Raw genomic sequence first — 24,882 nt, forward strand, 5'->3', positions numbered from 1 at the left:
GTCAGCGGGCCGGGAACCGCAGGATGCGGTCGTCGCCGTCGTGGACGTCGCCGCGGCCGTCGGTGTTGGACGTGGTGACCCACAGGGCGCCGTCCGGGGCGACCTGCACGGTGCGCAGCCGGCCGTAGCGGCCCTGCAGGACGGCGGACGGCGGCCCGGTCGTGGCACCGACCAGCGGCACCGTCCACAGGCGTTCACCACGCAGCGCGGCCACGTAGGCGGTGGTGCCGCTGATCGCGATGCCGGACGGGGACGCCTCGCTCGTCGGCCAGGTGAGCAGCGGGTTGGTGTACCGGCCGCCGGCGGTGTCGCCGACGCCTTCGACCTCGGGCCAGCCGTAGTTGCGGCCGGCCTCGATCAGGTTGATCTCGTCGACGGCGTTCTGGCCGAACTCGGTGGCGAACAGCCGGCCCTCGGTGTCCCAGGCGAGGCCCTGGACGTTGCGGTGGCCGAGGCTGTGCACGGTGACGGTGCCGTTCGGCGACACTCGCAGGATCTTGCCGTTGCGGCTGGCCGGGTCCTGCGAGCGGGAGGTGACGCCGGCGTCGCCGGTGCCGATGTACAGCAGCCCGTCGGGACCGAAGGCGATCCGCCCGCCGTTGTGGTTGCCGGCCTTCGCGATGCCGTCGACGATCACCTCGGGCCGGCCGTCGAGCCGGAAACGCACGACGCGGTTGTCCTGCTCGGCGGTGAAGTAGGCGTACACGAGCCCGTCGTCGGCGTACTTCGGCGACACGGCCAGGCCGAGCAGGCCCCCCTCGCCGCCGGCGTCGACGCCCGGCACCCGGTGCACCTCCTGCGGCGTGGAACCGGGGCGCAGCCGCAGGATCCGGCCGGTGTCGCGTTCGGCGACGAGCGCGTCGCCGTCCGGCAGGAACGCCAGGCCCCACGGCACGTCGATGCCCCGCGCCACCTCCTGCGGGGCGCTGAGGTCGGGACGGCCGGACGGGACGCTGCCGGCGACCTGCCCGGAGGCGATGCCGGACTCCGCGGCGGAGCGGCCGTCGCTGTCACAACCGGCGATCGCGCCGGCGGCCAGCAGCGCCACCAGGACCCGGCGTGGACGGGTGGACAGGGTTGCCATCAGCGTGTCCTTCGGTCGGGCGACGTTGGGCGTCCTTCGACTATCCACGGCGCCCGGGGTCGGATCCACCAGGACGCGGCGTGATAGCACCTCCGTCCAGGATTAGGCTCCCACTCATGGCGAGGGACCGCACGGCCGAGGAACTGCGACGTCTCGGGGAGCGGCGGATGAACACCGCCATCATCTCGGTGGCGGTCGTCTACGGCGTGGTCGCCGTCTCCGCCGTGGTGGCCACGGTGGCCCTCGCGGTCTACGTCATACGGACGGTGTTCTTCTGACCAACGCCTTCCGGACCGCGGTGACAGCCGATGGATTGGAACTGACGATCTGCCGTTCGGCAGATGTGGGGCGGCCGGCCCTGGCGGCAGGCTGACCGGCATGGGATCAGCGTCAGCTCGGTTCGGTGCGGCGTGCTGGGTGCTCGCCGCCGTCGTGTTCCTCGCCGCGCACCCGGTGGTGCAGGCGGCCTGGGCTCAGCCGTACAGCTGGGTCCACCACAACATCAGCGACCTCGGCAACGTGACCTGCGGGCTCTGGGGCGACGACCCGCGATACCTGCCCGCCGCGTCCAGTTTGGCCTCACCGGCGACACGACTTGTGACCGTGCCGCCGAGCAGCGCGGCGTAGAAGTCCGCCATGACGTTCGGCTCCGGACAGTCGACCGTCATCGCCATCCACTCGACCAGCCCGGATCGCTGCGCGTGGTCACTCGTCATGAGACCCATCCTGACAGGACAGCCAGCGCCGGTTGTGCACCGCGCTGGCACACTGAGCACCATGCTGGACTCCGCGCAAGCGTTCATGCAGGCAGCCGAGCACGCACTGGAGCGGGTGCCCGACGCCACCTGCGACCTCGGCGACGGCCGGCGGATCAGCGTGCGGGAGTTCCTGCACGACCTCGCCGCGGCAGCCGCGGACTGGCCGCACACGCCACCGGAGCTGTGCTACGCCGACGTCATGCAGCACTGTTTCTGGACGCTGCTGCACGGCCGGCCCGAACCGGTTCCCGGCGAGCTCGTGGACGCCGACGACGTGGCGTTCGGGGTGATCGTCGCCATGACCAGCGCGGACCGCGGCGGCCATCACGCGGCCGCGGACCTGTGCGAGACGGCCCTGGCCTACATGGAGACCCTCCCCGCCTGGCAGGACGTGGACCTGACCATCGATCGACCCGACGGCGGCCCCCCGCAGTTCACGCTGACCCTCTGACGGCGGGTGGGCACCGAGACGCCGTCACCGCGAAGTCTCCGGCGCTCAGACGTCAACCAGGCAACACCGAAGACGAGCGCAGGACTGCGGCGATCGCGTGGGCCGTGCGGGCGCCCTCGCAGTCCTCGTCGCCGTCGATCCAGGTGTCGTGCCAGTCGTTGCCGGGCTGCAACATCAGCTCCAGCCCGACGAGCGCTTGTGTCCGCAGTCCGATGTCGACGCCACCGATCACGACCGCGGCCTCGGCGCCGTGCCCGATGTCCGCCAGCTGCTCCATACCGCCGGGCACGCTCAGTGCCACAAGCGCCGCCGCGTCCACGACGTCCTGCTCGAACCAGTCAAAACCGCGCTCCCCGATCCGGGACACGCCGCCGAGAATCTCGCGCAGCACCGCCAGCCGTTCGTCGTCGGTGCTCCCGGCCAGCCGGTCGAGCAGGTCCTGGCCGGCATCACTCGCGAACGGTTCCGGTCCCCATGTCGCCATGCCTCGCAGTACAGCACGGTCAAGGCCACTCGATGCGATCGCGGTGACCACCCGTGCGGCGAAAGCGGAGCGGCACGATCAGGGCGGTTCGCGCCGGCGGCCGGTCGAGACGGTTTCGACCCGGCGCTTCAGCGCGGCGTTGTGTTGCTGGAATCCGATGAGGGATGTCGCGACAACACGCCCGAGCAGCGGCACGATCAGGCCGCGGTAGGTTTCGCCCTGGGTGACGTGGGTGCCACGGCCGTCGTCGATCGGCTCCAGTTCGAACCAGTGCTCACCGCTGAAGATTCCGGGGAGGCTGCCGCGCAGGCGGAGTTCGCGCGCGGGATCGACGATGAGGACGCGGGGGCGGATCCGCATCGGAGGGCCGACCGGAGGGTGCAGGTGGAAGGTCACCCGGCGCCCCGGCACCAGCTCGCCGTCGGCTCGCCGGATCTGCGGGTTCCACTCGGGGTAGCCGTCGAAATCGGTCAGCACGGCCCACACGTCGGCCGCGGGACGGTCGATGTCGACCGTGGTGGAGACCGTCCGTGTGCACCGGGCGCGCAACCGGCCCGCCATCGACACCCAGGAGGTCCGGCTCATCGGGGCCGGGCCGCCTTGACGTGCTTGGCGAAGCGTTGATGTGCCGCCTGCTTGCTGATGCCGAACGCGTCGCCGATCTCCGACCATGACGCGCCCTGCCGGGACGCGGCAACCGCCGCCTCGGCGGCGGCCGCCCGAGCCAGGGCCTCGAGGCGCGCCGACATGGCCAACGCCTCGAACGGGTCGGAGCTGGTCAGCGCGGCCAGCCGCGCCCGCAGAACCGCAGTCTCGTCGTGTCCAGGTTGCTCCGGCATTCGTCAAGGATGCTTGACGCCCGACCCGCCGTCAAGGGCTCTTGACGCCTCTCGGCCGGCGGCATGTATGGCCGGACGGTGCCACCGATCAGGTGTCCAGCGGCCGCCACAGCCAGCGAAGTGCGTCCGGCAGCAGGACACCGCCGTGGTTGGGGTTATGGCCGCCGTCGCCGAGCGCGAGCCGGAAGTCGTAGCCCGCCTCCGCCAGGGCGGCGGCGACGCGCAGGTTGCCGGCGAGCCAGTTCCGTGCCGGCTCGTTCCAGTGCAAGTCCCGGTGGCCGGCTTGCAGGAAGATGCGCAGCGGCTTGCGGGGGACGCTGCGGATGAGCTCGGGGTACGGGTTTCCGCCCGGCATCTGCACGAAGCTGGACAGGCAGCAGATCACCCGGCGGAACATGTCCGGGCGCAGCCATGCCACGGTGAAGGCGCAGTTGCCGCCGCTGCTGCCGCCACAGATGCCCCACCCGCCCGGATCCTCGGTGATGCAGTGGCGTGCCGCGACCTGCGGGATGATTTCGGTCAGCAGGAAGGTGGCGTACCGGTCGTCGAACGCGTCGTACTCGACGTTGCGTTGCTTCGGCCCGGCGGCGCCGTCGCGGGCGCCGGGATCGACGAACACGCCGATGGTGACCGGGATGTCACCGTGGCTGACGAGGTTGTCCAGGACGATCGCGCCACGGACCTCCCCGTCCGGATCCAGGTACAGCCGGCCATCCAGGAACACCATCAGCGCCGCGGGCCGCGACGGGTCGTATTGCGCCGGCAGGTGGACCCAGAACCTCCGCGACGTGCCCGGATAGACGATGCTGCCGTTCCAGTCGAACTCGACGGTCCGGCCGGCGGGCACTCCCGGCCGCCGTGTCGAGTCGGGGCCGTGGGCGTACCGAACGTCCGACTGGTCGACGGGAAGGGGCTGGAAGGGCACCTCGAGGGTCATGGGCGGACCCTACGGGCAAGGTGTCGCGCTCATCGATGCGGTTGCGCACACCGTCCGTTGCCCGTCGCTGGTTGACCTTGCCGTAGGCGGCAGGGTTGCATGATCGCCGGCATGGACAGCACCGCGCCGCAGCGCGTCAGGATCGTTGCCGTCACCGGGGCCGGCACCGGCATCGGCCGCGCCACCGCCCGCGCGTTCGCGCCGAGGGCGCCCACGTGGTCGCGATCGGACGGCGCCGCGCTCCGGGAGCGGACCGCCGGCCGCGGGAACGCCCTCAGCCACCCGTCGGGACGAAGTACCCGAGAAGGCTGATCAGAAGTCCGTACGCGTCGCCGAGCGCCGTTCCGTGCGACGAGCGGGTCGCGCCGATCGTGGCAGGCGGGCACTCGAAGTGTCGAACCGTATCGGTGAGACTGATGCGGTGATTGACCTCGACGCTCCCGGCCCGGTGCGGGCGTTGCCTGCGCCACCGTCGCGCCGCCGCTGGCTGCCGCTGGGGTTGCTCGCCGTGCTGCTCCTGCTGCTGCCGGGCGGTGGCGGTTCGGGGCTGCCGCCGGGGCCGTCGGTGGTCCTGGACGGCGACGGGATCGGCGACCTGCGCGCCGACGGCGACACGCTGTTCCTGCTGGGGCGCACCGCCGTGGCGGCGTACCGGATGCCGGGCGGGGCCCGCCGCTGGAGCGTCCCGGTGCCGCCCGGCGCCAAGCTGCTGGCCGCGTCGCGGGGCAGGGTGGTGCTGTCCCTTGAGGAGGCCGCGATCGTCGGTCTCGACGCGGCCACCGGCGCGCAGGTCTGGCGGCGTGAAGGTGCCGTGCCGTCGCTGCCGTCCGGTGAGGGCCCGCCCGGGGTGCTGCTGGCCCGCGCGGACGGGGTGATCGACGGGCGCCTGCTCGGCCTGGACATCGGCACCGGGGCGGTGCGCTGGGAGCTCGGCACGCCCGCGGTCCGGCGGGTGCTGCTGGCCGGCGACGGCCGGCCGGAGATCGTCGACCTCGACCCCGGCGGGCTGCTGCTCATCCGCGACGCCGGGTCGGCCGCGGTGGTGCGGACGGTCGCGCTGCCGGGGCTCGACCCGGTCGACGGCTTCGACGTCTCCGGCGACCGGCTGCTCGTCTACCACTTCGAGCGCACCACGCTGCTGGTCAGTGCCGTGTTCGACCTGGCGACGGGCCGCCGGCTGTGGCAGCGCACCGACATGGCGGCGGCCGGCGGCCTGTGGTGGTGCGGCACGCTGCTGTGCGGCGGCAGTGTCGGGCGGACCACGGTGGTGGATCCCGACACCGGCGACCAGCGGTGGAGCATCACCGGCTGGACGGACCTCGGCCCGTTCGAGGCCGGCCTGATGTGGGCGACCGTGCCCACCCCGAACACCGCGGACCCGGCGCTCGGCGCCGTCGTGCTGGACGCCGTCACGGGCCGGGTCGTGCGCCGGTTCGGCCCGTGGGACGTCGTCGCGGCGCTGCCGGGCCACGCCGCCCTGGTGACCGGCCGCAACCCCGGCGGCTCCCTGGTCGGCCGCCTCGACCTGACCACGGGCGCGGTGACGGTGCTGGGCCGCACCGAGCACTGGCCCGCCCCGCCGAAGTGCCTCGTCACCGCCACGCTGCTGGCCTGCCACCGCGAGCGGGTGTCGGTGTGGCGGCTGTGCGGGGCGGCCGTCTGCGCCTGAACCCACGGGCGTCGTTTCCGTACAAGACGGCCACCGCGGCCACTCCTAGCATTCGTTCTGCAGCGAACAGCAGAGGAGAAGCCGCACATGCGTGAATTGGTCTACACCGGGTTCGTCTCGCTCGACGGTGTCGTCGACTCCCCCGGCGGCGGCCCCGGCGAGGAGCACCGCAGCGGCGGCTGGGTGGTCAAGGACGTCGAGTTCCGGCCCGAGGCGTTCTCGCTCAAGGGCGACGAGCTCGAGGAGACGACGGCGCTGATGTTCGGGCGGCGCAGCTATGAGGCGTTCGCGCCGTTGTGGCGCACCTCGGAGGACCACGCCGCGTACAAGGACCTGCCGAAGTACGTGGTCTCCGCGACGCTGCCCGACGACGCTCTCGTCGACGGCTGGGGTCCCACGACAATCCTGCGCTCGACGGAGGACGTGGCGGCGCTGAAGCAGGGCGACGGCGGCGCGATCTTCGTGCACGGCAGCGCGGAGCTCGCCCGGCGCCTGTCGGACGCGGAGCTCATCGACCGGTATCACCTGCTGTTCTTCCCGGTCCTGCTCGGCGCGGGCAAGCGGCTGTTCAGCCCGGCGGACAAGGCCAAGCAGATGCTGCGGCTGCGGGAGTCCGAGGCGTACCCGAACGGCGTGCTGAAGGTGATCTACGACGTGACCAGCTGATCCAGGTTCAGGGCGATCGCCCCGCCGGCCCCGTCGCGCAGCTGCCCGGCGGTACGTCCCACGTAGCGGCGCAGCGCCCTGGCCAGGTGCGGCTCGTCGAAGTAGTCGAGCCCGGTGACGACGTCGGCGACCGGAGCGCCGGCCGCGAGGCGGGCCGCCGCGGTGCGGGCGCGTTCGATCTGGCGGACCGCGCCCTGGGTGAGGCCGGTCGCCTCGCGGAACCGGCGTTCGACGGTGCGCGCTGACACCGCCGGTGCGGCGCCCCGGCGGACGTCGGTGACGAGCGGATCGCGGACCACGGCGCCGGCGCGGACGAGCCGGTTGACGAGGGCCTCGGCGTCGTCGGCGCCGGGCGTCTCCCAGCGGGCGCCGTCCAGCCGGAAGCTGCGCCGGGTCGCGTCGGGAAGCTCGACGCCGCCGTCGACGAGGGCGGGCGTCGGCACCGTCCGCAGCGACGTGCCGACGGCGAACTCGATGCCGACGAAGGCCGCGCCCTCCGGCACGGGCGCGGTGCCGGTCCTCGTCTCCGGTCCGCTGATGCCCGCGTACGCGATGCCGTCGCGCTGCCAGAACACCAGTCCCCAGCACACGCCGGCGACCGACGTCATCTCCGCGACCTGCGCACTCGTGCAGGTCCACACGGTGTCGACCCAGGGTGAGTCGGACGCGCGGGTCTCGAACCGGAGTGCCACGTGCCTATTGTGGTCGGATGGACGAGCCCGCGAACGCCCGCCCCGTCGACTTCGACTCCGAGCTGATCCGGCTGCACGTGAAGCTGCGCGACGCCTGGGACATCCGGCCCGGCGAGCGGGTCCTGGACGTCGGCTGCGGCGCCGGGCAGACGACGCGGGAGGCCGCCCGTGCGGCGCATCCGGGCCGGGTCCTCGGCGTGGACGTGTCCGCGGCCGCCGTCGAACGCGCCCGCGCCGACGGCCTGGACAATGTCACCTTCGAGGAGGCCGACGCGCAGGTGCACGACTTCGCGCCGGGCTCGTTCGACGTGGCGATCAGCCGTTTCGGCACGATGTTCTTCGCCGATCCGGTGGCAGCGTTCGCCAACATCGGGCGGGCGCTGCGCCCGGGCGGCCGGCTCGTCATGCTGGTGTGGCAGGCCCGCGACCGCAACGAGTGGGCGGTCACCATCCGTGAGGCCCTGGCGGTCACCGGCGGACCGGCGGCTACCGGCGGGCCGGATGCGTTCTCGCTCGCCGACCCGTCCACTGTGGACGGGGTCCTGCGGGCGGCGGGGTTCGCCGACGTCCAGCTCGCCGACGTCGACGAACCCGTCTACTACGGCCCCGACGAGGCCGCGGCGCTGGCGTGGGTCCGAGGCTTCAGCACCACCGCCGCCGCCTTGAAGCACGCCGATCCAGCCGCCGCGACCCTTGCCGTGACGAGGCTCCGCGACGCGTTCGCCGCGCGGGTGAGCGACCAGGGCGTCTGGGTCGGCTCCCGGGCCTGGCTCGTGACCGCGCGGCGCGCGTAGCGCGGTGGCCGGCCCCGCCGGGCCGCGGAGCCGACCACCGCTGGAGGGAATAAGGTCAGCGGAAGCCGGGGTAGCTCGGCTTGGTGGGGTTCCACACCACGTAGCGGTCGAAGTGGCCGGTGTACTGGTATGGCGTGCCGGCCCAGATCTCGCCGTGGTCGACGTCGATGGCCCAGATCGAGTGACCGTCGAAGTCCTCGTAGGCGACCTCGCAGGACGGGCCGTCCCTGAACTTGCCCTTGTCGACCTCTTTGCGGCGAGCGCCCGAAAAAGTCGCTTCAAGGATGGTCCCCTCGTGAGACGCGGCGCTGTCCGCCGCGAACCTCCTGACCATGCGTGTTTCCGGCGTTGTCCGGCAGTGTCGCGCCGGTCGGACAATCAACCTCGGACAAACGTGCGCCGGTAGTCGCGGGGTGGGACGCCCCGGCGGCGCACGAACTGCTCGCGCAGCACGGCCGCGCTGCTGAACCCGGTCCGGTGGGCGATCTCCTCGATGCTCAGGTCGGTCACCTCCAGCAGCTCCTCGACCTGGTTCAGCCGCTGGGTGAGCAGCCACGCGTGCGGCGTCGCGCCGGTCACGTCCCGGAACCGCCGGATGAAGGTGCGGCGGCTGGTCAGCGCCCGGCCGGCCAGCTCGTCGATGGTCGTGCGCCGGTGCAGGTTGGCCCGGGCCCAGGCGAGGACGGCGCCGAGGCGTTCGTCGTCGGTGCCGGTCGGGACGGGCGCCGCGACGAACTGTGCCTGCCCGCCGTCGCGGTGGGGCGGCACGACGAGGTCGCGGGCCACCGCGTTGGCGACCGCCGCGCCGTGTTCGCGGCGCAGCAGGTGCAGGCACAGGTCGACGCCGGCGGCGGCGCCCGCGCCGGTGACGATGCGGTCCTCGTCGACGTAGAGCACGTCGGGGTCGACCGTGACCGCCGGGTGCCGGGCCGCGAGCTCGGCCGCGAACCGCCAGTGCGTGGTGGCCCGGCGGCCGTCGAGGAGGCCGGCGGCGGCCAGCTGGTAGGCGCCGACGCAGTGGCTGGCCACGATGGCGCCGCGGGCGTGCGCGGCGCGGAACGCGTCGAGGCTCGCGGCGGACGGCGGGTCGCGGAAGTCGTTGCCCGGCAGCGCGAACACCAGGTCGGCACCGCTGAGCCGGTCCAGGCCCCACTCGACCCGCAGGGCCAGGCCGAGGTCGGTCCGGACGGGTCCGGGCGCGTCCGCGCACACGGCGACGTCGAATCCGGGCAGGCCGAGGTGCCGCCGGTCGCCGAACACCTCGGCCACCAGGCCGAGCCCGAACGCGGCGACCCCCGCCGGCGCGTAGACAGCGATCGAGACGAACCCCATGCCACTCAGCTTGGCACGATACCCGCGATCCGTGTCAATCGTGCCACTCGTCAGGCCCGCCGCGGACGGCGACGCTGAACCGGCCAAGCGCCACCCATCACAGTGAGGAGTTCCCATGCCAGACGCCCCGCTCGGCCGCACCGCCTCGACCCACATCCTGGCGACCGGCTACACGAGCTCGACCGGCCCCGGGGTGGCGGCCACGGTGTCGTTCATCGCCGACGGCGACCGGCGCATCGTGGTGGACCCGGGCATGGTCGCGCACCGTTCGGTCATCCTCGATCCGCTGACGGCACTGGGGGTGAGCGCCGGTGAGGTCACCGACGTGGTGCTCAGCCACCACCATCCCGACAACATCCTCAACGCGGGCCTGTTCGACCGGGCCCGGGTGCACGACCACAAGGCGATCTACCACGGCGACCAGTGGGAGGACCGCGACGCCGAAGGCTACGAGCTCAGCCCGTCGGTGAAGCTCATCCGCACGCCCGGCCACAGTGCCGAGGACGTCACGGTGCTGGTGGGCACGCCCGAAGCCGTGATCGCGTTCGCCGGCGATCTGTGGTGGCGGCCGGACGGCCCGGCCGACGATCCGGTGGCGCCGGACCGTGACCGGCTGCGGGCCAGCCGCGAGCGGGTCATCGCGGTCGCCGACGTCATCGTGCCCGGTCACGGTGCGCCGTTCAGGCCGGACGCGGGCACGCCGCGCTGATCGCCTCGCACGGGTCCGTGCGGGAGCGCCTCGGGGGCGCACGAACCCGTGCGAGGCGATCAGCGGATGAGGTCCTCGACGCCTCGGAGGAAGGTCGCGCAGATCTGCTCCCGGTCGAACAGGCAGCCGGCCGCCATCGCGCCGTCACGGAGCATGACGAAGTGCTGGGCGGCGGGTTCGGCGCCGGCCGGCTGAATGCCCGTCATCAGGGTGGTGACCGTGTCGAGGAACCACTGCCGGTGTGCGAGGACGGCCCGGTGCACGGGATGGTCGGGGTCTGGATACTCGGCGACGGCGTTGAGGAACGCGCAGCCGCGGAAGCCGGTGGACCGGATGCCCTGGGCGATCGCCTCGGCGACGGCCCGCAGCGCCTCGGGCGCCGGGAGGCCGGCGGCCACGGCGGCGTCGACCTGCCCGCGGATGGCCTGGTCGGCCGCCTGGAGGTAGGCGACGACGAGGTCCTCCTTGCCGGGGAAGTGCCGGTAGAACGTGGCCCGGGTCACTTTCGCCTCGGCGATGATCCGGTCGACGCCGACAGAGTGGATGCCCTGCGTGTAGAAGATCCCGGCGGCGGTGGCGAGCAGCCGGTCCCGCGCCTCGGACGGCCTGGTCCCGGTGTCGCCGCGTGCCATGGAATCCATGGGCTCCATGGTAGCGACAGAACGTTCCGTCTTGACAAGCTGGCCGCGGGCCGTCATGGTCGTGGAGGACAGAACGTTCGTTCTTCCTCTCCGTTCGGAAGGCTCGCCATGACCACCGTTGCCGCCCCCGGCATCTCCACGACAGCGTCCGCCCTGCGGCGGCTGTACTTCGTCCGCTTCGCGTTCGCGATCGTCTGGGCCCTCGTGATGTTCACGACCGCGAAGCACCTCGGCCCGCTCGCCATGACGCTGCTCGTGCTCTACCCGCTGTTCGACGCCGCCGCCGCCCTCGTCGACGCCCGGGCGTCCCGCGCCACCGCGACACCCACCCTGCTCTACGTGAACGTCGCGATCAGCCTGCTCGCCGCTGTCGGGCTGGCCTTCGCCGACGCGTCCGGCATCCCGGCGGTCCTGCGCGTGTGGGGCGCCTGGGCGATCCTCGCCGGCCTGGTGCAGCTGATCGTGGCGATCCCCCGCCGCCGGCTCGGCGGGCAATGGCCGATGATCATCAGTGGTGGCCTGTCCGTCCTCGCCGGCGCGTCGTTCATCGCCGGCGCCTCCGCGGACAACCCGGTGCTGACCAACGCGATCGGCTACGCCATCCCCGGCGCCATCTTCTTCCTCATCTCCGCCATCCGCCTCGGCCGCACCGCGAAGGGCAACTGACATGCAGCACGAGACATACGACGTCGTCGTCATCGGCGCGGGGCCCGTCGGGGAGAACGTCGCCGACCGGGTCGTGCGGGGCGGCCTGACCGCCGCCGTCGTCGAGCGGGAACTGGTCGGCGGCGAGTGCTCCTACTGGGCATGCATGCCGACCAAGGCGTTGCTGCGCAGCGCGACCGCACTCCGGGCGGCCCGTCAGGTGCCCGGCGCCCGCGAGGCGGTGACCGGCGACCTGGACGCGGCGGCCGTCCTGCGCCGCCGTGACGCGTTCGCCTCGAACTGGTCGGACGGCGGGCAGGTGGCCTGGCTCGACTCGGCCGGGATCGCCCTGCACCGCGGCCATGGACGGATCAGCTCGGAGCGGGTCGTCGAGGTGACCGGCGACGACGGCGCCGTGGTCTCGCTCACCGCCCGCCACGCGGTCGTCGTCGCGACCGGCAGCAGCGCCCTGCTGCCGGATGTCACCGGTCTTCGCGAGGCGGCGCCCTGGACGAGCCGGGAGGCGGCTGCGGCGAGCAAGGTTCCCGGCCGGCTGGCGATCATCGGCGGTGGCGTGGTCGCGGCGGAGATGGCGACCGCCTTCGCGGGGCTCGGCGCCAGGGTGACGGTGCTGGCCCGGGACGGTGTGCTGCCACAGGCGGAGCCGTTCGCCGGCGAGCGCGTCACGCGGGCGCTGCGCGACGCCGGCGTCGCGGTCCTCGCCGGCGCCGAGGCCGCGTCGGTGCACCGGGACGGCGACGGCACGGTGCGCGTCACCCTCACCGACGGCGGGCGGGTCGACGCCGACGAGCTCCTGGTCGCGATCGGCCGCCGGCCGAACACGGACGACATCGGCCTCGACACGGTCGGGCTGAAGGCGGGCGCCTGGCTCACGGTCGACGACACGCTGCGGGTCGCCGACAGCGACGGGTGGCTGTATGCCGCCGGCGACGTCAACCGGCGCGTGCTGCTGACCCACCAGGGCAAGTACCAGGCCCGCGCGGTCGGCGACGTCATCGTGGCCCGCGCCAAGGGCGAACCGGTGGACGACGAGCGGTGGGGCCGGCACGTCGCCACCGCCGACGAGCGGGCCGTGCCGCAGGTCGTGTTCACCGACCCGGAGGTGGCGTCGGTGGGCCTGACCGCGGCCGCCGCGCAGGCCGCCGGCCTGCGGACCCGGGTCGTCGACTACGACCTGGGTGCCGTCGCGGGAGCCGGCCTGCACGCCGACGGATATCAGGGACACGCCCGGATGGTCGTCGACGAGGACCGGCAGGTGATCGTCGGTGTCACGCTTGTCGGCCCGGACGTCGCGGAGCTGCTGCACGCCGCGACGATCGCGGTGGTCGGCGAGGTGCCGCTGGATCGGCTGTGGCACGCCGTTCCCGCGTACCCGACGGTCAGCGAGGTGTGGTTGCGGCTGCTGGAGGCCTACGGCCGCTGACGAAGATCAACTATTGACCGGCTGCGGCGCACCGGTGACAATGCACCGTGGGCTCCGCGTTGATCTCTGCAAGTCTGCCCGTTGCCCTCTTCGTCGTGATGCTCGGCCTGGGGCTGAGCCTGACCGTCGAGGACTTCCGGCGGGTCGGACGGCACTCCCGCGCGGTCGTGGTGGCGCTGCTGTGCCAGCTCGTGCTGCTCCCGGTGATCTGCTTCGGACTGGTGCTCGCGTTCCAGCTGCCGCCGGCGTTGGCGGTCGGGATGATGCTGGTCGCGGCGTCGCCGGGTGGTCCCACCGCGAATCTGTACAGCCACCTGTTCGGCGGGCACGTCGCGCTGAACGTCACGCTCACCGCGGTCAACACGGGGCTGATCGTGGTCACGCTGCCGATCGTGGTGAACCTGTCGACCACGTACTTCCTGCCCGGCGAGGCCGCGCTCGGGTTGCAGTTCGGCAAGGTGCTGCAGGTGTTCCTGATGGTGATCGTGCCGGTCGCGATCGGCATGCTCGTGCGGGCCCGGGCGCCCGAGGTGGCGCGGCGGCTCAACCTGCCGGTGCGGGTGCTGTCGGTGGTGGTCCTGGTCGCGGTCATCTCCCTCGTGCTGTTCGCGGAGCGGGCCAACCTCGCGGACTACTTCGTCGCGGTCGGGCTCGCCGCGCTGACGTTCAACCTCGTCAGCCTGGCGATCGGGTACGGCGCGCCGCGGCTCGCCGGCGTCGAGCGCCCCGAGGCGATCGCGGCCGGATTCGAGATCGGCATCCACAACACCACGATCGCCGTGACGGTCGCATTGAGCCCGGCGCTGCTGAACAACGCCGAGATGGCCGTCCCGGGCGTGGTCTACGGCGTCCTCATGCAGTTCGCCGCGGCCGGGTTCGGCGTGCTGCTCACCCGCGGCCGGGTCCGGCCGGCCACCCGTGACGCGACCCCGATCGGGCCGGGATGACCGGCCAGCGAAGCGGCTCGGGCCGGTCATCAGGGGGACAGCAATGGGTCAGGCGCCCGGAACGAAGTGAGGACGCATGACCGGGGACGCGCTGCGCCTGCAGGTGCTCGGCCCGCTGCGGGTGTGGCGCGACGGGGTCGAGCTGGACGTCGGGCCGCGGCAGCAGGCGTACCTCCTGGCGCTGTTGCTGGCCCGGGTGGGCAACCCGGTCTCGACCAGCGAGCTGATCGGCCTGATCTGGGGCGACGACGCCCCCACGAGTGCGCTCAACGTGATCCAGAAGTACGTCGGGGCGCTGCGGCGCCTGCTCGAACCCGAGGTCCCCGCTCGGGAAACCGGTTCCTACCTGCATCGCCGCGGCAACGCGTACCTGTTCGTCGGCGGCCCCGGCACGCTGGACCTGCTCGCCTTCCGGGAGCTGGTCTCGGCCGCCGGGGCGGCCCTGGCGCAGGACCAGCACGAGCGGGCGCTCCAGCACTACCTCGACGCGCTCGGCCTGTGGCAGGGCCCGGTGGCCGACGGGTTCATCCACGAGACGGCCGCGATGGCGGTCTTCGCCGCGCTCGACGACGAGTTCCGGGCCGCCTGCACGGCCGCGGCCGATCTGGCCGTGGTGGCGGGCCGGCCGGAGCGGGTGCTGCCGGCGTTGCAGCTCGCCACGAAGACGGCGCCGTTCCACGAACCCGTGCTGGCCGGCTTCGTCGCAACGCTCGGCGCCGCCGGGCGCCAGGCCGAGGCGCTGGCAGCGTTCCGCGCGTTCCGGGACCGCCTGGCCGACGAACTCGGCATCGACCCCGGCCCGGCGCTGCAGGCCGCGTATCTGCGGGTGCTGGCGCAGACCCCGGCAGCACCGCCCGGGGCCGGCCCCGCGCCCGTGCGCAGTCTGGTCGGCCGGGCCGAGGAACTCGCCGTCCTGCGGCAGGCCGTGGAGGCGGCGCTCACCGGCGGCACCGGACTCGCCCTCGTCGAGGGAGAGCCGGGCGCGGGCAAGACCCGCCTGGTGCAGGAGGCCGCAGCCGATGCGGGCCGGCACGGGGCGCGGGTCGTCTGGGCTTCGTGTCTGGAAGGCGACGGCACGCCCGCGATGTGGCCGTGGGAGCAGGCGCTCACCGCCGTCCTAGACGGCCTGCCGGCGTCGGCGCGGGAGAAGTGGCTGGCAAGCGACCTCGGGAGTCTCGTCGAATCGCGGCACGACGACGGCAGGCCGGTCGCTTCCGGCGGCCGTGCCCAGTTCCGGCTGTTCGAGCTGGTCGTCGCCGTCGTCGGGCAGGCCGCGGCGGACCAGCCGTTGCTGCTCGTCCTGGACGACCTGCAGTGGGGCGACGCCGCCTCGCTGCAGCTGTTCGGCCATCTGGCGGGCCGGCTGCCCGGGCGCACCGCGATCATCGGCGCCCTTCGCAACCGCGCGCCGGTGCCCGGCTCCGACCTGTCGCGGGTGCTGGCCGACGCCAGCCGGCTGCCCATCCACCGCCGGATCCGGCTCGGCCCGCTCGGCCTCGCCGACGCCACCGAACTCATCCGCCGCGCCGCCGGTCACGAGCCCGGCGCCGGCACCGCCCGCACCATCTACGACCGCACCGCCGGCAACCCGTTCTACGTCCGGGAGCTGTCCCGGTTCCTCAGCGACCGGGGCACGCTCGCCGATGCCTCTGATCAGGCAGGGGTGCCGGCCGGGGTCCGGGACGTCGTGCGTGGCCGGATGGTCGGCCTCGACGACAGCGCCCGCGACCTGCTGCAGATCGCCGCGCTCATCGGCCGCGACGTCGACCTCGGCCTGCTCGCCCGCGTCGCGGAGGCGGACGTCGCGGGCTGCCTGGAGCGTCTCGAGCCGCTGCACGCGCTCGGCCTGCTCGAACCGCGGCCCGAGGCCCCGTTCTCGGTGCGGTTCGCGCACGACCTGGTGCGCGAGTCCATCACCGAGACCACGGCGCCGCAGCGGGTGATCCGGCTGCACCTGCGCGTCGCGGACGCGCTCGAGGAACAGCTGGCCGACGACGACTCCGTCGCCGAGCGCCTCGCCTACCACCTGTGGGCCGCCGGTCCGCTCGCCGACCCGGTGCGCACCGTGGAGGCGCTCAAGCGCGCCGGCCGCCGCGCGACGAGCAAACTCGCGTTCGCGGCCGCCGACCGGCATCTGGAGACGGCCGCCCAGCTCGCACGGACCGCCGGGCTGCCGGAGCTGGAGCTCTCCGCGCTCGCGCTGCTCGCCATCGCCCCGCGCCGGCAGGCCGGGTTCGGCGGCACGACGTTCGACCTGCTCGAGCGGGCCGAGCTGCTGGCCCGCCAGCTCGGCCGGGACGTCCAGGCCGCCGGTCTGCTCTTCGCCCGCCTGTTCGGGGCCTACACGTTCCTCGAGCCGGACCGTGCGCAGCTGGTCCGCCGGCTGTACGAGCAGGGTGAGGCATCCGGCAACCCGGTCCTGCGCGTGTACGGGCGGCAGGCGTGGGGGCTGCACCAGTGGGACACCGGAAACATCGGCGAGGCGTACCGCTACTTCATCGACAACGACCCCGCCCTGTTGCACGGTGACAACTCCTCGCGCGGCGAGACCTCGGTCCGCAGCGACGTCTCCGGCGAGTGGCCCGGATGGCGGGCCGTCGTGACCGCGCTGCACGGCGACGTCGAGACCGCGGGCACGATGATCGACGAGTGGAACGGGCCCACCGACCCGTACGGGGTCGCGACCTGGGCGTACTACATCACCATCATCGCCTCCATGGCCGGTGACGCGGACTGGGTGATGCGCACGATCGAGCGGTGGATGGCGATGGGCACCGGCCGCTCCGCCGTGCAGCAGGAGATCTACGTGCGGCTGAACTGGTTCTGGGCCCGCGCCCTCACCGGCGACGACCCGGCCGGGACCGCGGCGGAGGCCGAGCAGCTCCTCGCCGCGACGCTCACCGACCCGCCCCGGTGGGGCATCGCGTATCACAACGGGCTGGTCGCCGAGATGTGGCTGGCCGCGGGGCGGCCGGACGCGGCCGCCACGGCGCTCGACCGGGCGGACCGGGCCCTGGAGGCCCACGGCCAGCGCTACGCCGAAGGGCTCATCCGGCTGCTGCGGGCGCGGGTGCTGCACGCCGCCGGGGAATCCCTCGACGTCGTGCGGGCCGCCACCGAGGAGGCCCGCGACTGGTCCGCCGGGCGGGCGACGCACCTGTTCGCCCGCCGCGCCGAATCGTTCCTCAGGGAGCTTCGGTGACCGGACGGCGGCAGTAGTACACCAGCGCCGGCGGCACGTTGGCCCATTCGGTGCGGCTGACGACGACCTCGTCGAACCGTGCGCGCAACGACGTGAGCAGCCGCCGCGCGGGTGGCAGCCACCGCGAATGCAGGTAGGCGAACGTGGTGAACACGCCGTGCGGCGGCAGGGCGGCGACCACCGCGCGCAGCACGTCGCGCTGACGGTGCTCGGCGAACGCGGCCCACGGCAGGCCGCTGACCACGACATCGGCCTGGCTGATCCCGCGCCGCGCCAGCACCGCCGCCAGGTCGGTCGCGTCCGCGGTCACCACGTCGACCCCGGGATGCAGGGCGCCCAGGTGCTGCGCGAACCGCGGGTTGACCTCAACCGCGATGTGCAGGCCACGCCCGGCGAGCCGCCGCTGGATGGCCTCGGTGAAGGCGCCGGTGCCCGGGCCCAGCTCCACCACGACGGGTGAACCGGTCCGGGGCACCGCCGCCGTCGCCACCCTGGCCAGCGCGGCACCGCTCGGGGTGATCGCGCCGACCGTCAGGGGATCACGGACGAACTCCAACAGGAACGACACCGCCGTCAGCGCCTGTGGCCGGCCCGGGACGGCGAGACGCCCCAGGCGTGGAATGCCAGCCCGATGCCCCAGGCCACGATCGACCACACGGGCCAGAAATGGTGGTTCGAGTCGAACAACCACCACACCATCACCTGCACCACGTTGGCCACCACGTAGCTGAGCACGTGGATGCGCAGGCCCCATTGTCTTGCGGTTTCGCTCTTCATCGATGTCATGCCCGCACGCTAGGCCGGCGCACTTGACAGCGACGGAACCGTTGACGGATCGGCGTTCCGTCGTCATTCAGTGCCCGTCAAGTGCGCGTTTCTACGCTGACCCGCAATTCACGGCAAACACCTGTGGAAAGGGTTTCCATCACATGACGACGACTCGCAGAACACTGCTGGCAGGCTCCGCCGCGGCGGCCACCGGCGCCCTGACCGGGGTCTCGGCCGCGCAGGCCCACACCCGGCCCGGCGGGAAACCGAAACCGACCGTGGTGCTCGTGCACGGCGCGTTCGCCGACGCGTCCGGCTGGAACGACGTGGCCGGCCGGCTGATGAGCGACGGCTACCCGGTCATCGCCCCGGCGAACCCGCTGCGTGGCGTCGCCGCCGACTGCGCCTACCTGGCCAGCGTCCTGGCCACGCTCAGCGGCCCGCTGGTGCTCGTCGCGCACTCCTACGGCGGCATGGTCATCACGAACGCCGCGACCGGCAACCCGAACGTCACCGCGCTGGTATACGTGGCGGCGTTCGCTCCCGACGCCGGCGACACGGTTCCCGCCCTGCAGTACCGGTTCCCGGGAAGCAAGGTGACCCCGGAGGCACTGGACTACCGCCCACACAGCACCGGCGCCGACGCCTACATCAAGCAGGAGCTCTTCCGCGACGCGTTCGCCGCCGACCTGCCGAAGGCGACGGCCGCCCGGATGTGGGCGAGCCAGCGGCCGCTGCACGTGGGCGCGTTCGGGGAGCCGTCCGGCCCGCCGGCCTGGAACGCGATCCCCTCCTGGTACCTCGCCGCCCGCGACGACCAGGTGATTCCCGTTGCGGCACAACGGTTCATGGCGCAGCGGGCCGGGGCACGCGTCGTCGAGGTGAGCGCCTCGCACGTCGCGATGATCTCGCGGCCGACCGCGACCGCCGAACTCATCACGCGCGCCGCGCGCTGACGACGGGGAGGACTGCGATGTTCGAGCGGTGGGGGCGGACGATGGTCCGCCGCCGGTGGTGGATCATCGGCGCGGCGCTGGCCTTCATGGCCTTCGGCGGCGTCTGGGGCACCCAGGTCTTCGGCGCGCTGATCACCGAGGGGTTCGAGGACCCCGCCGGTGAGAGCTCCCGGGCCGTCGTCCGCGCCGAGGAGACGTTGGGACGCACCGGCAACGACGTCGTGGTCCTCTACCGGAGCCCGACCATGACGGTCGACGACCCCGCGTTCCAGCGGGCCGTGACCGACACCCTCGCCGGGCTGCCCGGCGGGACGGTGACCGCGACGGTCACCTACTGGACCACGAACCACAGCCCCGGCCTGGTCAGCCACGACCGGCGGGCGACCTACGCGGTGCTGACCCTGGCCGGCGCCGACGAGACCGAGCGCGGGCAGACCCTGGAGGAGATCGAGGACGACCTGGCCGCTCCCGGCCTGCAGACCCAGGTCGGCGGCATCACCGCGGTCAGCCGCGACATCCGCGAACGGGTCGCGTCCGACATCGCCCTGGCCGAGACGATCTCCATCCCGGTGCTGCTCGCCCTGCTGGTGCTCGTCTTCGGCAGCGTGGCCGCGGCGAGCCTGCCCCTCGCGATCGGCGGGCTGGCCATCCTCGGCGCGTTCACCGCGCTGCGCGCCATGAGCTACCTGACCGACGTGTCGGTGTTCTCCGTCAACGTGGTGACGATCCTCGGGCTGGGCCTGGCGATCGACTACGGCCTGTTCATGGTCGGCCGGTACCGCGAGGAGCTCGCCCGTGGCGTCAGCGTGGAGGAGGCGGTGGCTCGCACGATGGCCACCGCCGGCCGTACCGTGGCGATCTCCGGCGTCACCGTCGCGGTGTCCCTCGCCGGTCTGCTGATCTTCCCGATGCCGTTCCTGCGCTCGATGGGACTCGGCGGGCTGTCCGCGGTGCTGGTGGCGATGGTCGCGGCGCTGACCGTGCTGCCCGCGCTGTTCGGCGTGCTCGGCCACCGGGTCGACGCGCTGTCGGTGCGCCGGCGGCGGCCGTCTCCCGAGCACGGCTTCTGGTTCCGCCTCGCGCACAGCATCATGCGCCGCCCGGTGCTCTACGCGGTCGGGGTCCTCGCCGTGCTGCTGCTGGCCGGTGCGCCGTTCCTGCGCGTCGAGTTCGGCGGCATCGACCCGCGGGTGCTCCCGGCGGGCACCGAGAGCCGCGTGGTCACCGAGACCGTCGACCGGGACTTCGTCCAGAACAGCCAGCTTCCGATCGAGGCGATCGTCACCGCGCCGGACCCGGCCGGCATCGATCGGTACGTCGCGGCGGTGCGCGCGGTCGACGGGGTGACCGGCGCCGACATCACCGGCCACGCCGGTGACGTCTTCCGGGTGACCGTCACGTATCGCAGCGACCCGATCTCGGCGCAGACCCGCGACCTGGTCGGCCACATCCGCGACGTCCCACCGCCACCCGGGGGCGAGGTGCTCGTCGGCGGCCTCACCGCGCGGCTGGCCGACCAGCTCGACGCCGTCGCCGACCGGCTGCCGTGGATGGCGCTGATCATCGTCGGTGCGACGTTCGTGCTGCTGTTCCTGGCCTTCGGATCCCTCATCCTGCCGGTCAAGGCGATCCTGATGAACGTCCTGTCGCTCGGCGCGTCGTTCGGCGCGCTGGTGCTGATCTTCCAGGACGGCCACCTGTCCGGACTGTTGCGCTTCACCTCCACCGGCACGCTCGAGGCCACCCAGCCGATCCTCGTGCTCGCGGTCGTCTTCGGGCTGTCGATGGACTACGAGGTCTTCCTCATGTCACGGATCCGCGAGGAGTACGACCGCACCGGCGACAACACCCACGCGGTGGCGGTCGGGCTGCAGCGCAGCGGCCGGATCATCACCAGCGCCGCCCTGCTCATCCTCGTCGTCATCGGGCTGTTCTCCATCTCCGGGATCACGTTCATCAAGCTGATCGGAGTGGCGCTGCTCATCGCGGTGCTGGTCGACGCCACCATCGTGCGGGCGCTGCTCGTGCCGGCGACGATGCGGCTGCTCGGGACCCTGAACTGGTGGGCGCCGGCGCCGCTGAAACGCTTCTCCGACCGGCACGGCTTCCGGGAAACCTCGGGAGACTCCCGTGCATGACCGCGCGTACCACGATCAGTGCGTCAACGAGGAGCGGCGGCACACCGCCACCACACCGATCCGTAACCCGCGGCTGGCGCTGTTCGCGCTGGCGCTGGGCACCTTCGCGATCGGCACGGGCGAGTTCGGCAGCAACGGCATCATCCAGCTCTTCGCCGCCGACCTCGACGTGTCGATCCCGGTCGCGACCCACGCGATCACGGCGTACGCCGTCGGGGTGATGCTCGGCTCGCCGGCGATCGTCCTGCTCGCCGCCCGGATCAACCGGCGCACCCTGCTGCTCGGCCTGATCGTGCTGTTCCTGCTCGGCAACGTGCTGTCGGCGCTGGCGCCGGACATCGCCCTGCTCGTCGTCTTCCGGTTCGTCGCCGGCAGCGTCCAGGGCGCGTTCTTCGGCGCCGGTGCCGTCGTCGCCGCGTACGTCTACGGTCCGGGCAAGGGCGGCCGCGCGTTCGCGACGGTGATGAGCGGGCTCACGGTCGCCGCCGTCGTCGGGTCACCGCTGAGCACCTTCATCGGCCAGCACGCGGGCTGGCGCACCCTGTTCTGGACCGTCGTCGCCATCGGCCTGCTCGCCGGCGCCGCACTGCTCGCGTGGCTGCCCCGCACCGAGGCGCTGCGGGGCCGGTCCATCGCCAACGAGCTGGACGCCCTGCGCCGGCGGAGCGTCTGGCTGATGGTCGCCGTCGCGGCGCTCGGCATCTCCAGCATCTTCGCCGTGTACACCTTCATCGGCCCGTTCGTCACCGACGCGGCGCGGAGGGACGCCTCGTTCATCCCGATCGCCCTGGCGGTCTTCGGCGTCGGGATGGCCGTCGGCAACCACATCGGCGGACGCGTCGCCGACCGGCACGAGCACAGCGGCCTGCTCTGGGGATACGGCGGCACCCTGGTGCTGCTCACCCTGATCGGGGTCGCCGGCGCGAACCTGGCGATCCTGCTGCCCTGCCTGTTCGGCGTCGGCGCCGCCATGATGGCCGCGATCCCCACCATCCAGGTCCGGCTGACCCGGCTCGCACCGGGCGCACCCACCCTGAAGGGCGCGCTCAACCTGGCCGCGCTCAACCTGGCCAACGCGCTCGGCGCGATCGGCGGCGCCGTCACCCTCGACGCCGGCTGGGGCACGCTGTCCACCGTGTGGGCCGGCTTCGTCATGACCGCCGCGGGTCTGCTCCTCTACGTCACGACCGTCGCCCGGATGCAGCCGGCGCCCGTCCCGATCCCGGCCACGTGACCGGCGTGGCGGCGCCGCGCGGCCCGGTGCTCAACGACGAGCAGTTCCGCCGGCTCACCACGTATGGAGCCGAGGAGCACGTCGAGCTCGGGCAGGAGCTGTACACCTCCGGCGACGAGAAATACGACTGCTTCCTGCTGCTGACAGCGGCCGTCGACATCGTCCGCGACGCCACCGCCGTCGAGCCGGCGCGGCTGATCTACCGGGGTGGCCCCGGCGACTTCCTCGGCGAACTCAACCTGCTGACCGGCCAGCACGTCTACCTGACTGCCCGGGTCGTCACCGCCGGCACCGTCGTGCGTGTCGGGGCGACGGCGTTGCGCCGCGCCCTCGCCGAGCAGGACGACGTCGCCGACCTGCTGCTCGCCGCGTTCCGGGAACGGCGCGAGGTCTTCCGCACGACGGCCGGCAGTGCCCTGGTCATCGTCGGGCCGGCTGCCGAGCTGCGCACGTACGCGACCCAGCTGCTCCTGCCGCACTCGTGGCTTGACCCGTCCTCCCCCGCCGGACGCTCGACGATGGCGTCGGCCGGACTGACCACCGATGACCTGCCGGCCGCGGTGGTGCACGGGTCGGCGCTGCGCAACGCCACGCCCGGCGCGGTCGCGCAGGCGCTCGGCCTCACGTATCGGCCCGACCGGCGCCCGGTCGACCTCGTCGTCGTCGGCGCGGGCCCGGCCGGCCTGGCCGCCGCCGTCTACGGCGCGTCCGAGGGCCTGTCCACCGTGCTGCTGGACCGCAGCGGAATCGGTGGACAGGCCGCCAGGAGCGCCCGCATCGAGAACTACCTGGGCTTCCCGCACGGCATCAGCGGCGAGGACCTGACCCGCCTGGCGATGGTCCAGGCGCTCAAGTTCGGCGTCCGCATCCACGCACCGTGCGCCGTGGCCGGCCTCGACCTCGCCGACGACCGGCGCCCGGCCGTCGTGTTGGACGACGGCCAACGCATCCAGGCCCGCGCGGTGATCGCCGCGACCGGGGCGCACTACCGCCGCCCCGACGTTCCCGGCTGGGCGGCGTTCGAGCGATCCGGCTGCATCCGGTACGCGGCGACGGACCTGGACGTCCGCGGCTACGACCATCAGCCGGTGGCGGTCATCGGCGGCGCCAACTCCGCCGGGCAGGCGGCCCTGTCCCTCGCCGCCCGTGGTGCCACGGTGGAACTGATCATCCGCGGCGCCGACCTCGAGGCGCGCATGTCGTCCTACCTGACGGACCGGATCCGCGCGCACCCCCGGATCCGGATCCACACCGGCAGCACGATCTGCTCACTGGATGGCGACGGCACGATGACATCGATCGGCGCGGTGCGGCGCGGCGGCCAACGGATCCGGCTGGACTGCACCGCCGTGTTCTGTTTCATCGGCGCCGATCCGGTGTCCGGTTGGCTGTCGGGGCTGGCCCTGGACGGTGACGGGTTCGTCCTGACCGGAGGCCGGCTGCCGTTGCAGACCAGCGCCTCCCGGGTCTTCGCGGTCGGCGACCTCCGCTCGGGCTCGACGAAGCGCGTGGCCACCGCCGTCGGCGACGGCGCGGGCGCGGTCTCGTCCGTCCATGCCGCCCTCGCCGCCCGGCTTCCTTGACCACCGGTCCGGCGGCGTCACATGCCGATCTGCTGACCGCTGTCATTCCAGGTGTTGTTGGACCATTGGGGCAGCGTCGAGGCTTGGAGGGCCTGCGTGCCGTAGTAGCCGCCCTTGGGCCAGTAACCCCCACCGGACTGTCGCATGAACGTGTTGTTCGTGACCTTACCGTTGGTGATCTTGTAGTTGGCGTCGTACCAGTAGAACGAGTAGCCGCCGCCGTTCATCAGGTTGCCGTCCACGACGACGTCGCTGATCGAACCGAGGTCGGCCTTCAACAGGATGCACGACGTCTGCGTGTGTTGATTCTCCAGACGGTTGTGCAGGATGCGGATGTGGACCGCGTTCGTCGACTGGATGACGTCGTTGTGTTGCTCCCCACCGACCCCGTTCGGGTCGTGCAGCCAGGAGTCCTGGACCTCACCCCAGCCGTCGATGCGCAGGATGTCGCCGGAGCCGTGGGCGTTGACCCGCAGCAGGCTGAAGCCGGTCCGCCCGATGAGCGCAATGCCGCCGCGGGACGCGTCCTGCCCCTGACCGTCGATCTCGGTGTCCTCGATGCGGAGCCTGGCATCATCGTCGACGATGGTGACGGCCTGGACGTTGGCGACGCGGATCCGGCTGTTGCGGATCGTCACGTTCCTGGCCCGGATCTCCAGGTGACCGGCGATGTCCTTGCCGTCGATGATGGTGCCGTCGACCGTGATCGTCATCGGCCCGGAATACGGCGTGAGTGTCACCTTGGGGCGGGTGTCGCCGGGCAGCCCGTGCGGATACCCGGTGTTGTGTGCGGCCGGGTATCCGGCCACCGTGTAGGGCGAGGGCACGCCAACGCCGCCGCCATGCATCGGCGAGCTGGTCATCGTGGGCGGGGGCGTGGGCGACCGCGAGCCCGTCGGTGCACTTCCG

At 72.8% G+C, this 24,882-nt stretch carries 28 protein-coding genes; 15 read left to right on the forward strand and 13 right to left on the reverse strand.

The window, feature by feature from the left end; all coding sequences use genetic code 11:
* Position 1: 1 nt before the first annotated feature.
* Positions 2-1,084, reverse strand: coding sequence for a PQQ-dependent sugar dehydrogenase (locus Dsi01nite_RS30620; RefSeq protein ID WP_203849779.1), 1,083 nt, complete (start codon positions 1,082-1,084; stop codon positions 2-4).
* 116 nt (positions 1,085-1,200) lie between these two features.
* Between Dsi01nite_RS30620 and Dsi01nite_RS30625 the strand changes: the two genes are divergently transcribed.
* Positions 1,201-1,362, forward strand: coding sequence for a hypothetical protein (locus tag Dsi01nite_RS30625; protein ID WP_203849780.1), 162 nt, complete (start codon positions 1,201-1,203; stop codon positions 1,360-1,362).
* A 195-nt stretch (positions 1,363-1,557) separates the two neighbouring features.
* On the opposite strand, the gene Dsi01nite_RS30630 is transcribed toward Dsi01nite_RS30625, so the two are convergent.
* Positions 1,558-1,800 carry a VOC family protein gene (locus Dsi01nite_RS30630; RefSeq protein WP_203849781.1) on the reverse strand — a complete coding sequence of 81 codons (243 nt, stop codon included), beginning with the start codon at positions 1,798-1,800 and terminating at the stop codon, positions 1,558-1,560.
* Between the two features lie 61 nt (positions 1,801-1,861).
* On the opposite strand from Dsi01nite_RS30630, the gene Dsi01nite_RS30635 reads away from it, so the two are divergent.
* Positions 1,862-2,293 (forward strand): hypothetical protein, encoded by a 432-nt coding sequence (locus Dsi01nite_RS30635; RefSeq protein ID WP_203849782.1) that lies wholly within the window; start codon positions 1,862-1,864, stop codon positions 2,291-2,293.
* A 52-nt stretch (positions 2,294-2,345) separates the two neighbouring features.
* Here Dsi01nite_RS30635 and Dsi01nite_RS30640 read toward each other — a convergent pair whose 3' ends face one another.
* From Dsi01nite_RS30640 to Dsi01nite_RS30655, 4 genes are all read right to left on the reverse strand, one after another.
* Positions 2,346-2,777: a DUF4259 domain-containing protein gene (locus Dsi01nite_RS30640; protein WP_203849783.1), complete on the reverse strand. Its 432-nt coding sequence runs from the start codon at positions 2,775-2,777 to the stop codon at positions 2,346-2,348.
* A gap of 78 nt (positions 2,778-2,855) precedes the next feature.
* Entirely contained in the window at positions 2,856-3,449 is a 594-nt protein-coding gene (locus tag Dsi01nite_RS30645) for an SRPBCC family protein (RefSeq protein WP_308442117.1), read from the reverse strand.
* On the reverse strand, positions 3,359-3,616 hold the full coding sequence (locus Dsi01nite_RS30650) for a hypothetical protein (protein ID WP_203849785.1): 258 nt from the start codon (positions 3,614-3,616) through the stop codon (positions 3,359-3,361). The genes Dsi01nite_RS30645 and Dsi01nite_RS30650 overlap by 91 nt, the downstream gene beginning before the upstream one ends.
* A gap of 88 nt (positions 3,617-3,704) precedes the next feature.
* The gene (locus Dsi01nite_RS30655; protein WP_203849786.1) at positions 3,705-4,553 is read right to left on the reverse strand and encodes an alpha/beta hydrolase; all 849 of its coding nucleotides are present in this window, start codon (positions 4,551-4,553) and stop codon (positions 3,705-3,707) included.
* A 111-nt stretch (positions 4,554-4,664) separates the two neighbouring features.
* Here Dsi01nite_RS30655 and Dsi01nite_RS30660 point away from each other — a divergent pair, with 111 nt between their 5' ends.
* From Dsi01nite_RS30660 to Dsi01nite_RS30670, 3 genes are all read left to right on the forward strand, one after another.
* On the forward strand, positions 4,665-4,865 hold the full coding sequence (locus Dsi01nite_RS30660; RefSeq protein WP_203849787.1) for a hypothetical protein: 201 nt from the start codon (positions 4,665-4,667) through the stop codon (positions 4,863-4,865).
* A 109-nt stretch (positions 4,866-4,974) separates the two neighbouring features.
* Positions 4,975-6,222, forward strand: a complete 1,248-nt coding sequence (locus tag Dsi01nite_RS30665; protein ID WP_203849788.1) for an outer membrane protein assembly factor BamB family protein — start codon at positions 4,975-4,977, stop codon at positions 6,220-6,222.
* An 87-nt stretch (positions 6,223-6,309) separates the two neighbouring features.
* Positions 6,310-6,888, forward strand: coding sequence for a dihydrofolate reductase family protein (locus Dsi01nite_RS30670; protein ID WP_203849789.1), 579 nt, complete (start codon positions 6,310-6,312; stop codon positions 6,886-6,888).
* Here the strand turns inward: Dsi01nite_RS30670 and Dsi01nite_RS30675 are convergent.
* Positions 6,870-7,580 carry a helix-turn-helix domain-containing protein gene (locus tag Dsi01nite_RS30675; RefSeq protein WP_203849790.1) on the reverse strand — a complete coding sequence of 237 codons (711 nt, stop codon included), beginning with the start codon at positions 7,578-7,580 and terminating at the stop codon, positions 6,870-6,872. The two genes, Dsi01nite_RS30670 and Dsi01nite_RS30675, sit on opposite strands and share 19 nt — an antisense overlap.
* Positions 7,581-7,597: 17 nt before the next feature.
* Here Dsi01nite_RS30675 and Dsi01nite_RS30680 point away from each other — a divergent pair, with 17 nt between their 5' ends.
* On the forward strand, positions 7,598-8,374 hold the full coding sequence (locus tag Dsi01nite_RS30680) for a class I SAM-dependent methyltransferase (protein WP_203849791.1): 777 nt from the start codon (positions 7,598-7,600) through the stop codon (positions 8,372-8,374).
* Between the two features lie 55 nt (positions 8,375-8,429).
* On the opposite strand, the gene Dsi01nite_RS30685 is transcribed toward Dsi01nite_RS30680, so the two are convergent.
* Both Dsi01nite_RS30685 and Dsi01nite_RS30690 read right to left on the reverse strand, forming a co-directional pair.
* Positions 8,430-8,708, reverse strand: a complete 279-nt coding sequence (locus Dsi01nite_RS30685) for a hypothetical protein (protein WP_203849792.1) — start codon at positions 8,706-8,708, stop codon at positions 8,430-8,432.
* Between the two features lie 44 nt (positions 8,709-8,752).
* Complete coding sequence (locus Dsi01nite_RS30690) at positions 8,753-9,706, reverse strand: GlxA family transcriptional regulator (protein ID WP_203849793.1); 954 nt, start codon at positions 9,704-9,706, stop codon at positions 8,753-8,755.
* 115 nt (positions 9,707-9,821) lie between these two features.
* Here Dsi01nite_RS30690 and Dsi01nite_RS30695 point away from each other — a divergent pair, with 115 nt between their 5' ends.
* A complete protein-coding gene (locus Dsi01nite_RS30695; RefSeq protein ID WP_203849794.1) occupies positions 9,822-10,415 on the forward strand; it encodes an MBL fold metallo-hydrolase in 594 nt (197 codons plus the stop codon).
* Between the two features lie 59 nt (positions 10,416-10,474).
* On the opposite strand, the gene Dsi01nite_RS30700 is transcribed toward Dsi01nite_RS30695, so the two are convergent.
* Entirely contained in the window at positions 10,475-11,056 is a 582-nt protein-coding gene (locus tag Dsi01nite_RS30700; protein ID WP_239136293.1) for a TetR/AcrR family transcriptional regulator, read from the reverse strand.
* A 108-nt stretch (positions 11,057-11,164) separates the two neighbouring features.
* Between Dsi01nite_RS30700 and Dsi01nite_RS30705 the strand changes: the two genes are divergently transcribed.
* From Dsi01nite_RS30705 to Dsi01nite_RS30720, 4 genes are all read left to right on the forward strand, one after another.
* A complete protein-coding gene (locus Dsi01nite_RS30705) occupies positions 11,165-11,722 on the forward strand; it encodes a hypothetical protein (protein WP_203849795.1) in 558 nt (185 codons plus the stop codon).
* Position 11,723: 1 nt separating this feature from the next.
* Positions 11,724-13,145, forward strand: a complete 1,422-nt coding sequence (locus Dsi01nite_RS30710) for a dihydrolipoyl dehydrogenase family protein (RefSeq protein ID WP_203849796.1) — start codon at positions 11,724-11,726, stop codon at positions 13,143-13,145.
* Between the two features lie 47 nt (positions 13,146-13,192).
* On the forward strand, positions 13,193-14,092 hold the full coding sequence (locus Dsi01nite_RS30715) for a bile acid:sodium symporter family protein (protein WP_373318872.1): 900 nt from the start codon (positions 13,193-13,195) through the stop codon (positions 14,090-14,092).
* A gap of 76 nt (positions 14,093-14,168) precedes the next feature.
* Positions 14,169-17,294 (forward strand): ATP-binding protein, encoded by a 3,126-nt coding sequence (locus Dsi01nite_RS30720; RefSeq protein WP_203849797.1) that lies wholly within the window; start codon positions 14,169-14,171, stop codon positions 17,292-17,294.
* On the opposite strand, the gene Dsi01nite_RS30725 is transcribed toward Dsi01nite_RS30720, so the two are convergent.
* Positions 17,278-17,862, reverse strand: coding sequence for a class I SAM-dependent methyltransferase (locus Dsi01nite_RS30725; protein ID WP_203849798.1), 585 nt, complete (start codon positions 17,860-17,862; stop codon positions 17,278-17,280). The two genes, Dsi01nite_RS30720 and Dsi01nite_RS30725, sit on opposite strands and share 17 nt — an antisense overlap.
* A 5-nt stretch (positions 17,863-17,867) precedes the next feature.
* Positions 17,868-18,080, reverse strand: a complete 213-nt coding sequence (locus Dsi01nite_RS30730) for a 2TM domain-containing protein (protein WP_239136294.1) — start codon at positions 18,078-18,080, stop codon at positions 17,868-17,870.
* 143 nt (positions 18,081-18,223) lie between these two features.
* On the opposite strand from Dsi01nite_RS30730, the gene Dsi01nite_RS30735 reads away from it, so the two are divergent.
* The 4 genes from Dsi01nite_RS30735 to Dsi01nite_RS30750 are packed head-to-tail and all read left to right on the forward strand — an operon-like array spanning position 18,224 to position 23,973.
* Entirely contained in the window at positions 18,224-19,018 is a 795-nt protein-coding gene (locus tag Dsi01nite_RS30735) for an alpha/beta fold hydrolase (RefSeq protein ID WP_203849799.1), read from the forward strand.
* A 17-nt stretch (positions 19,019-19,035) separates the two neighbouring features.
* Positions 19,036-21,156 (forward strand): MMPL family transporter, encoded by a 2,121-nt coding sequence (locus Dsi01nite_RS30740; protein WP_203849800.1) that lies wholly within the window; start codon positions 19,036-19,038, stop codon positions 21,154-21,156.
* Positions 21,149-22,390 carry an MFS transporter gene (locus Dsi01nite_RS30745; RefSeq protein ID WP_203849801.1) on the forward strand — a complete coding sequence of 414 codons (1,242 nt, stop codon included), beginning with the start codon at positions 21,149-21,151 and terminating at the stop codon, positions 22,388-22,390. The genes Dsi01nite_RS30740 and Dsi01nite_RS30745 overlap by 8 nt, the downstream gene beginning before the upstream one ends.
* On the forward strand, positions 22,387-23,973 hold the full coding sequence (locus Dsi01nite_RS30750; protein WP_203849802.1) for an FAD-dependent oxidoreductase: 1,587 nt from the start codon (positions 22,387-22,389) through the stop codon (positions 23,971-23,973). The genes Dsi01nite_RS30745 and Dsi01nite_RS30750 overlap by 4 nt, the downstream gene beginning before the upstream one ends.
* A gap of 17 nt (positions 23,974-23,990) precedes the next feature.
* Here the strand turns inward: Dsi01nite_RS30750 and Dsi01nite_RS30755 are convergent.
* A partial coding sequence (locus Dsi01nite_RS30755; RefSeq protein ID WP_203849803.1) for a hypothetical protein occupies positions 23,991-24,882 on the reverse strand: 892 nt, incomplete at its 5' end.

This window comes from Dactylosporangium siamense (genome assembly GCF_016862795.1).
Taxonomy (GTDB): domain Bacteria; phylum Actinomycetota; class Actinomycetes; order Mycobacteriales; family Micromonosporaceae; genus Dactylosporangium; species Dactylosporangium siamense.

What these genes read in the sequence shown, in the direction of transcription:
- Dsi01nite_RS30620 (WP_203849779.1), bottom strand. Translation starts at nt 1,084, where the DNA reads ATGGCAACCCTGTCCACCCGTCCACGCCGGGTCCTGGTGGCGCTGCTG.
- Dsi01nite_RS30625 (WP_203849780.1), top strand. Translation starts at nt 1,201, where the DNA reads ATGGCGAGGGACCGCACGGCCGAGGAACTGCGACGTCTCGGGGAGCGG.
- Dsi01nite_RS30630 (WP_203849781.1), bottom strand. Translation starts at nt 1,800, where the DNA reads ATGACGAGTGACCACGCGCAGCGATCCGGGCTGGTCGAGTGGATGGCG.
- Dsi01nite_RS30635 (WP_203849782.1), top strand. Translation starts at nt 1,862, where the DNA reads ATGCTGGACTCCGCGCAAGCGTTCATGCAGGCAGCCGAGCACGCACTG.
- Dsi01nite_RS30640 (WP_203849783.1), bottom strand. Translation starts at nt 2,777, where the DNA reads ATGGCGACATGGGGACCGGAACCGTTCGCGAGTGATGCCGGCCAGGAC.
- Dsi01nite_RS30645 (WP_308442117.1), bottom strand. Translation starts at nt 3,449, where the DNA reads ATGGTCGGAGATCGGCGACGCGTTCGGCATCAGCAAGCAGGCGGCACA.
- Dsi01nite_RS30650 (WP_203849785.1), bottom strand. Translation starts at nt 3,616, where the DNA reads ATGCCGGAGCAACCTGGACACGACGAGACTGCGGTTCTGCGGGCGCGG.
- Dsi01nite_RS30655 (WP_203849786.1), bottom strand. Translation starts at nt 4,553, where the DNA reads ATGACCCTCGAGGTGCCCTTCCAGCCCCTTCCCGTCGACCAGTCGGAC.
- Dsi01nite_RS30660 (WP_203849787.1), top strand. Translation starts at nt 4,665, where the DNA reads ATGGACAGCACCGCGCCGCAGCGCGTCAGGATCGTTGCCGTCACCGGG.
- Dsi01nite_RS30670 (WP_203849789.1), top strand. Translation starts at nt 6,310, where the DNA reads ATGCGTGAATTGGTCTACACCGGGTTCGTCTCGCTCGACGGTGTCGTC.
- Dsi01nite_RS30680 (WP_203849791.1), top strand. Translation starts at nt 7,598, where the DNA reads ATGGACGAGCCCGCGAACGCCCGCCCCGTCGACTTCGACTCCGAGCTG.
- Dsi01nite_RS30685 (WP_203849792.1), bottom strand. Translation starts at nt 8,708, where the DNA reads ATGGTCAGGAGGTTCGCGGCGGACAGCGCCGCGTCTCACGAGGGGACC.
- Dsi01nite_RS30690 (WP_203849793.1), bottom strand. Translation starts at nt 9,706, where the DNA reads ATGGGGTTCGTCTCGATCGCTGTCTACGCGCCGGCGGGGGTCGCCGCG.
- Dsi01nite_RS30695 (WP_203849794.1), top strand. Translation starts at nt 9,822, where the DNA reads ATGCCAGACGCCCCGCTCGGCCGCACCGCCTCGACCCACATCCTGGCG.
- Dsi01nite_RS30700 (WP_239136293.1), bottom strand. Translation starts at nt 11,056, where the DNA reads ATGGATTCCATGGCACGCGGCGACACCGGGACCAGGCCGTCCGAGGCG.
- Dsi01nite_RS30705 (WP_203849795.1), top strand. Translation starts at nt 11,165, where the DNA reads ATGACCACCGTTGCCGCCCCCGGCATCTCCACGACAGCGTCCGCCCTG.
- Dsi01nite_RS30710 (WP_203849796.1), top strand. Translation starts at nt 11,724, where the DNA reads ATGCAGCACGAGACATACGACGTCGTCGTCATCGGCGCGGGGCCCGTC.
- Dsi01nite_RS30720 (WP_203849797.1), top strand. Translation starts at nt 14,169, where the DNA reads ATGACCGGGGACGCGCTGCGCCTGCAGGTGCTCGGCCCGCTGCGGGTG.
- Dsi01nite_RS30730 (WP_239136294.1), bottom strand. Translation starts at nt 18,080, where the DNA reads ATGACATCGATGAAGAGCGAAACCGCAAGACAATGGGGCCTGCGCATC.
- Dsi01nite_RS30735 (WP_203849799.1), top strand. Translation starts at nt 18,224, where the DNA reads ATGACGACGACTCGCAGAACACTGCTGGCAGGCTCCGCCGCGGCGGCC.
- Dsi01nite_RS30740 (WP_203849800.1), top strand. Translation starts at nt 19,036, where the DNA reads ATGTTCGAGCGGTGGGGGCGGACGATGGTCCGCCGCCGGTGGTGGATC.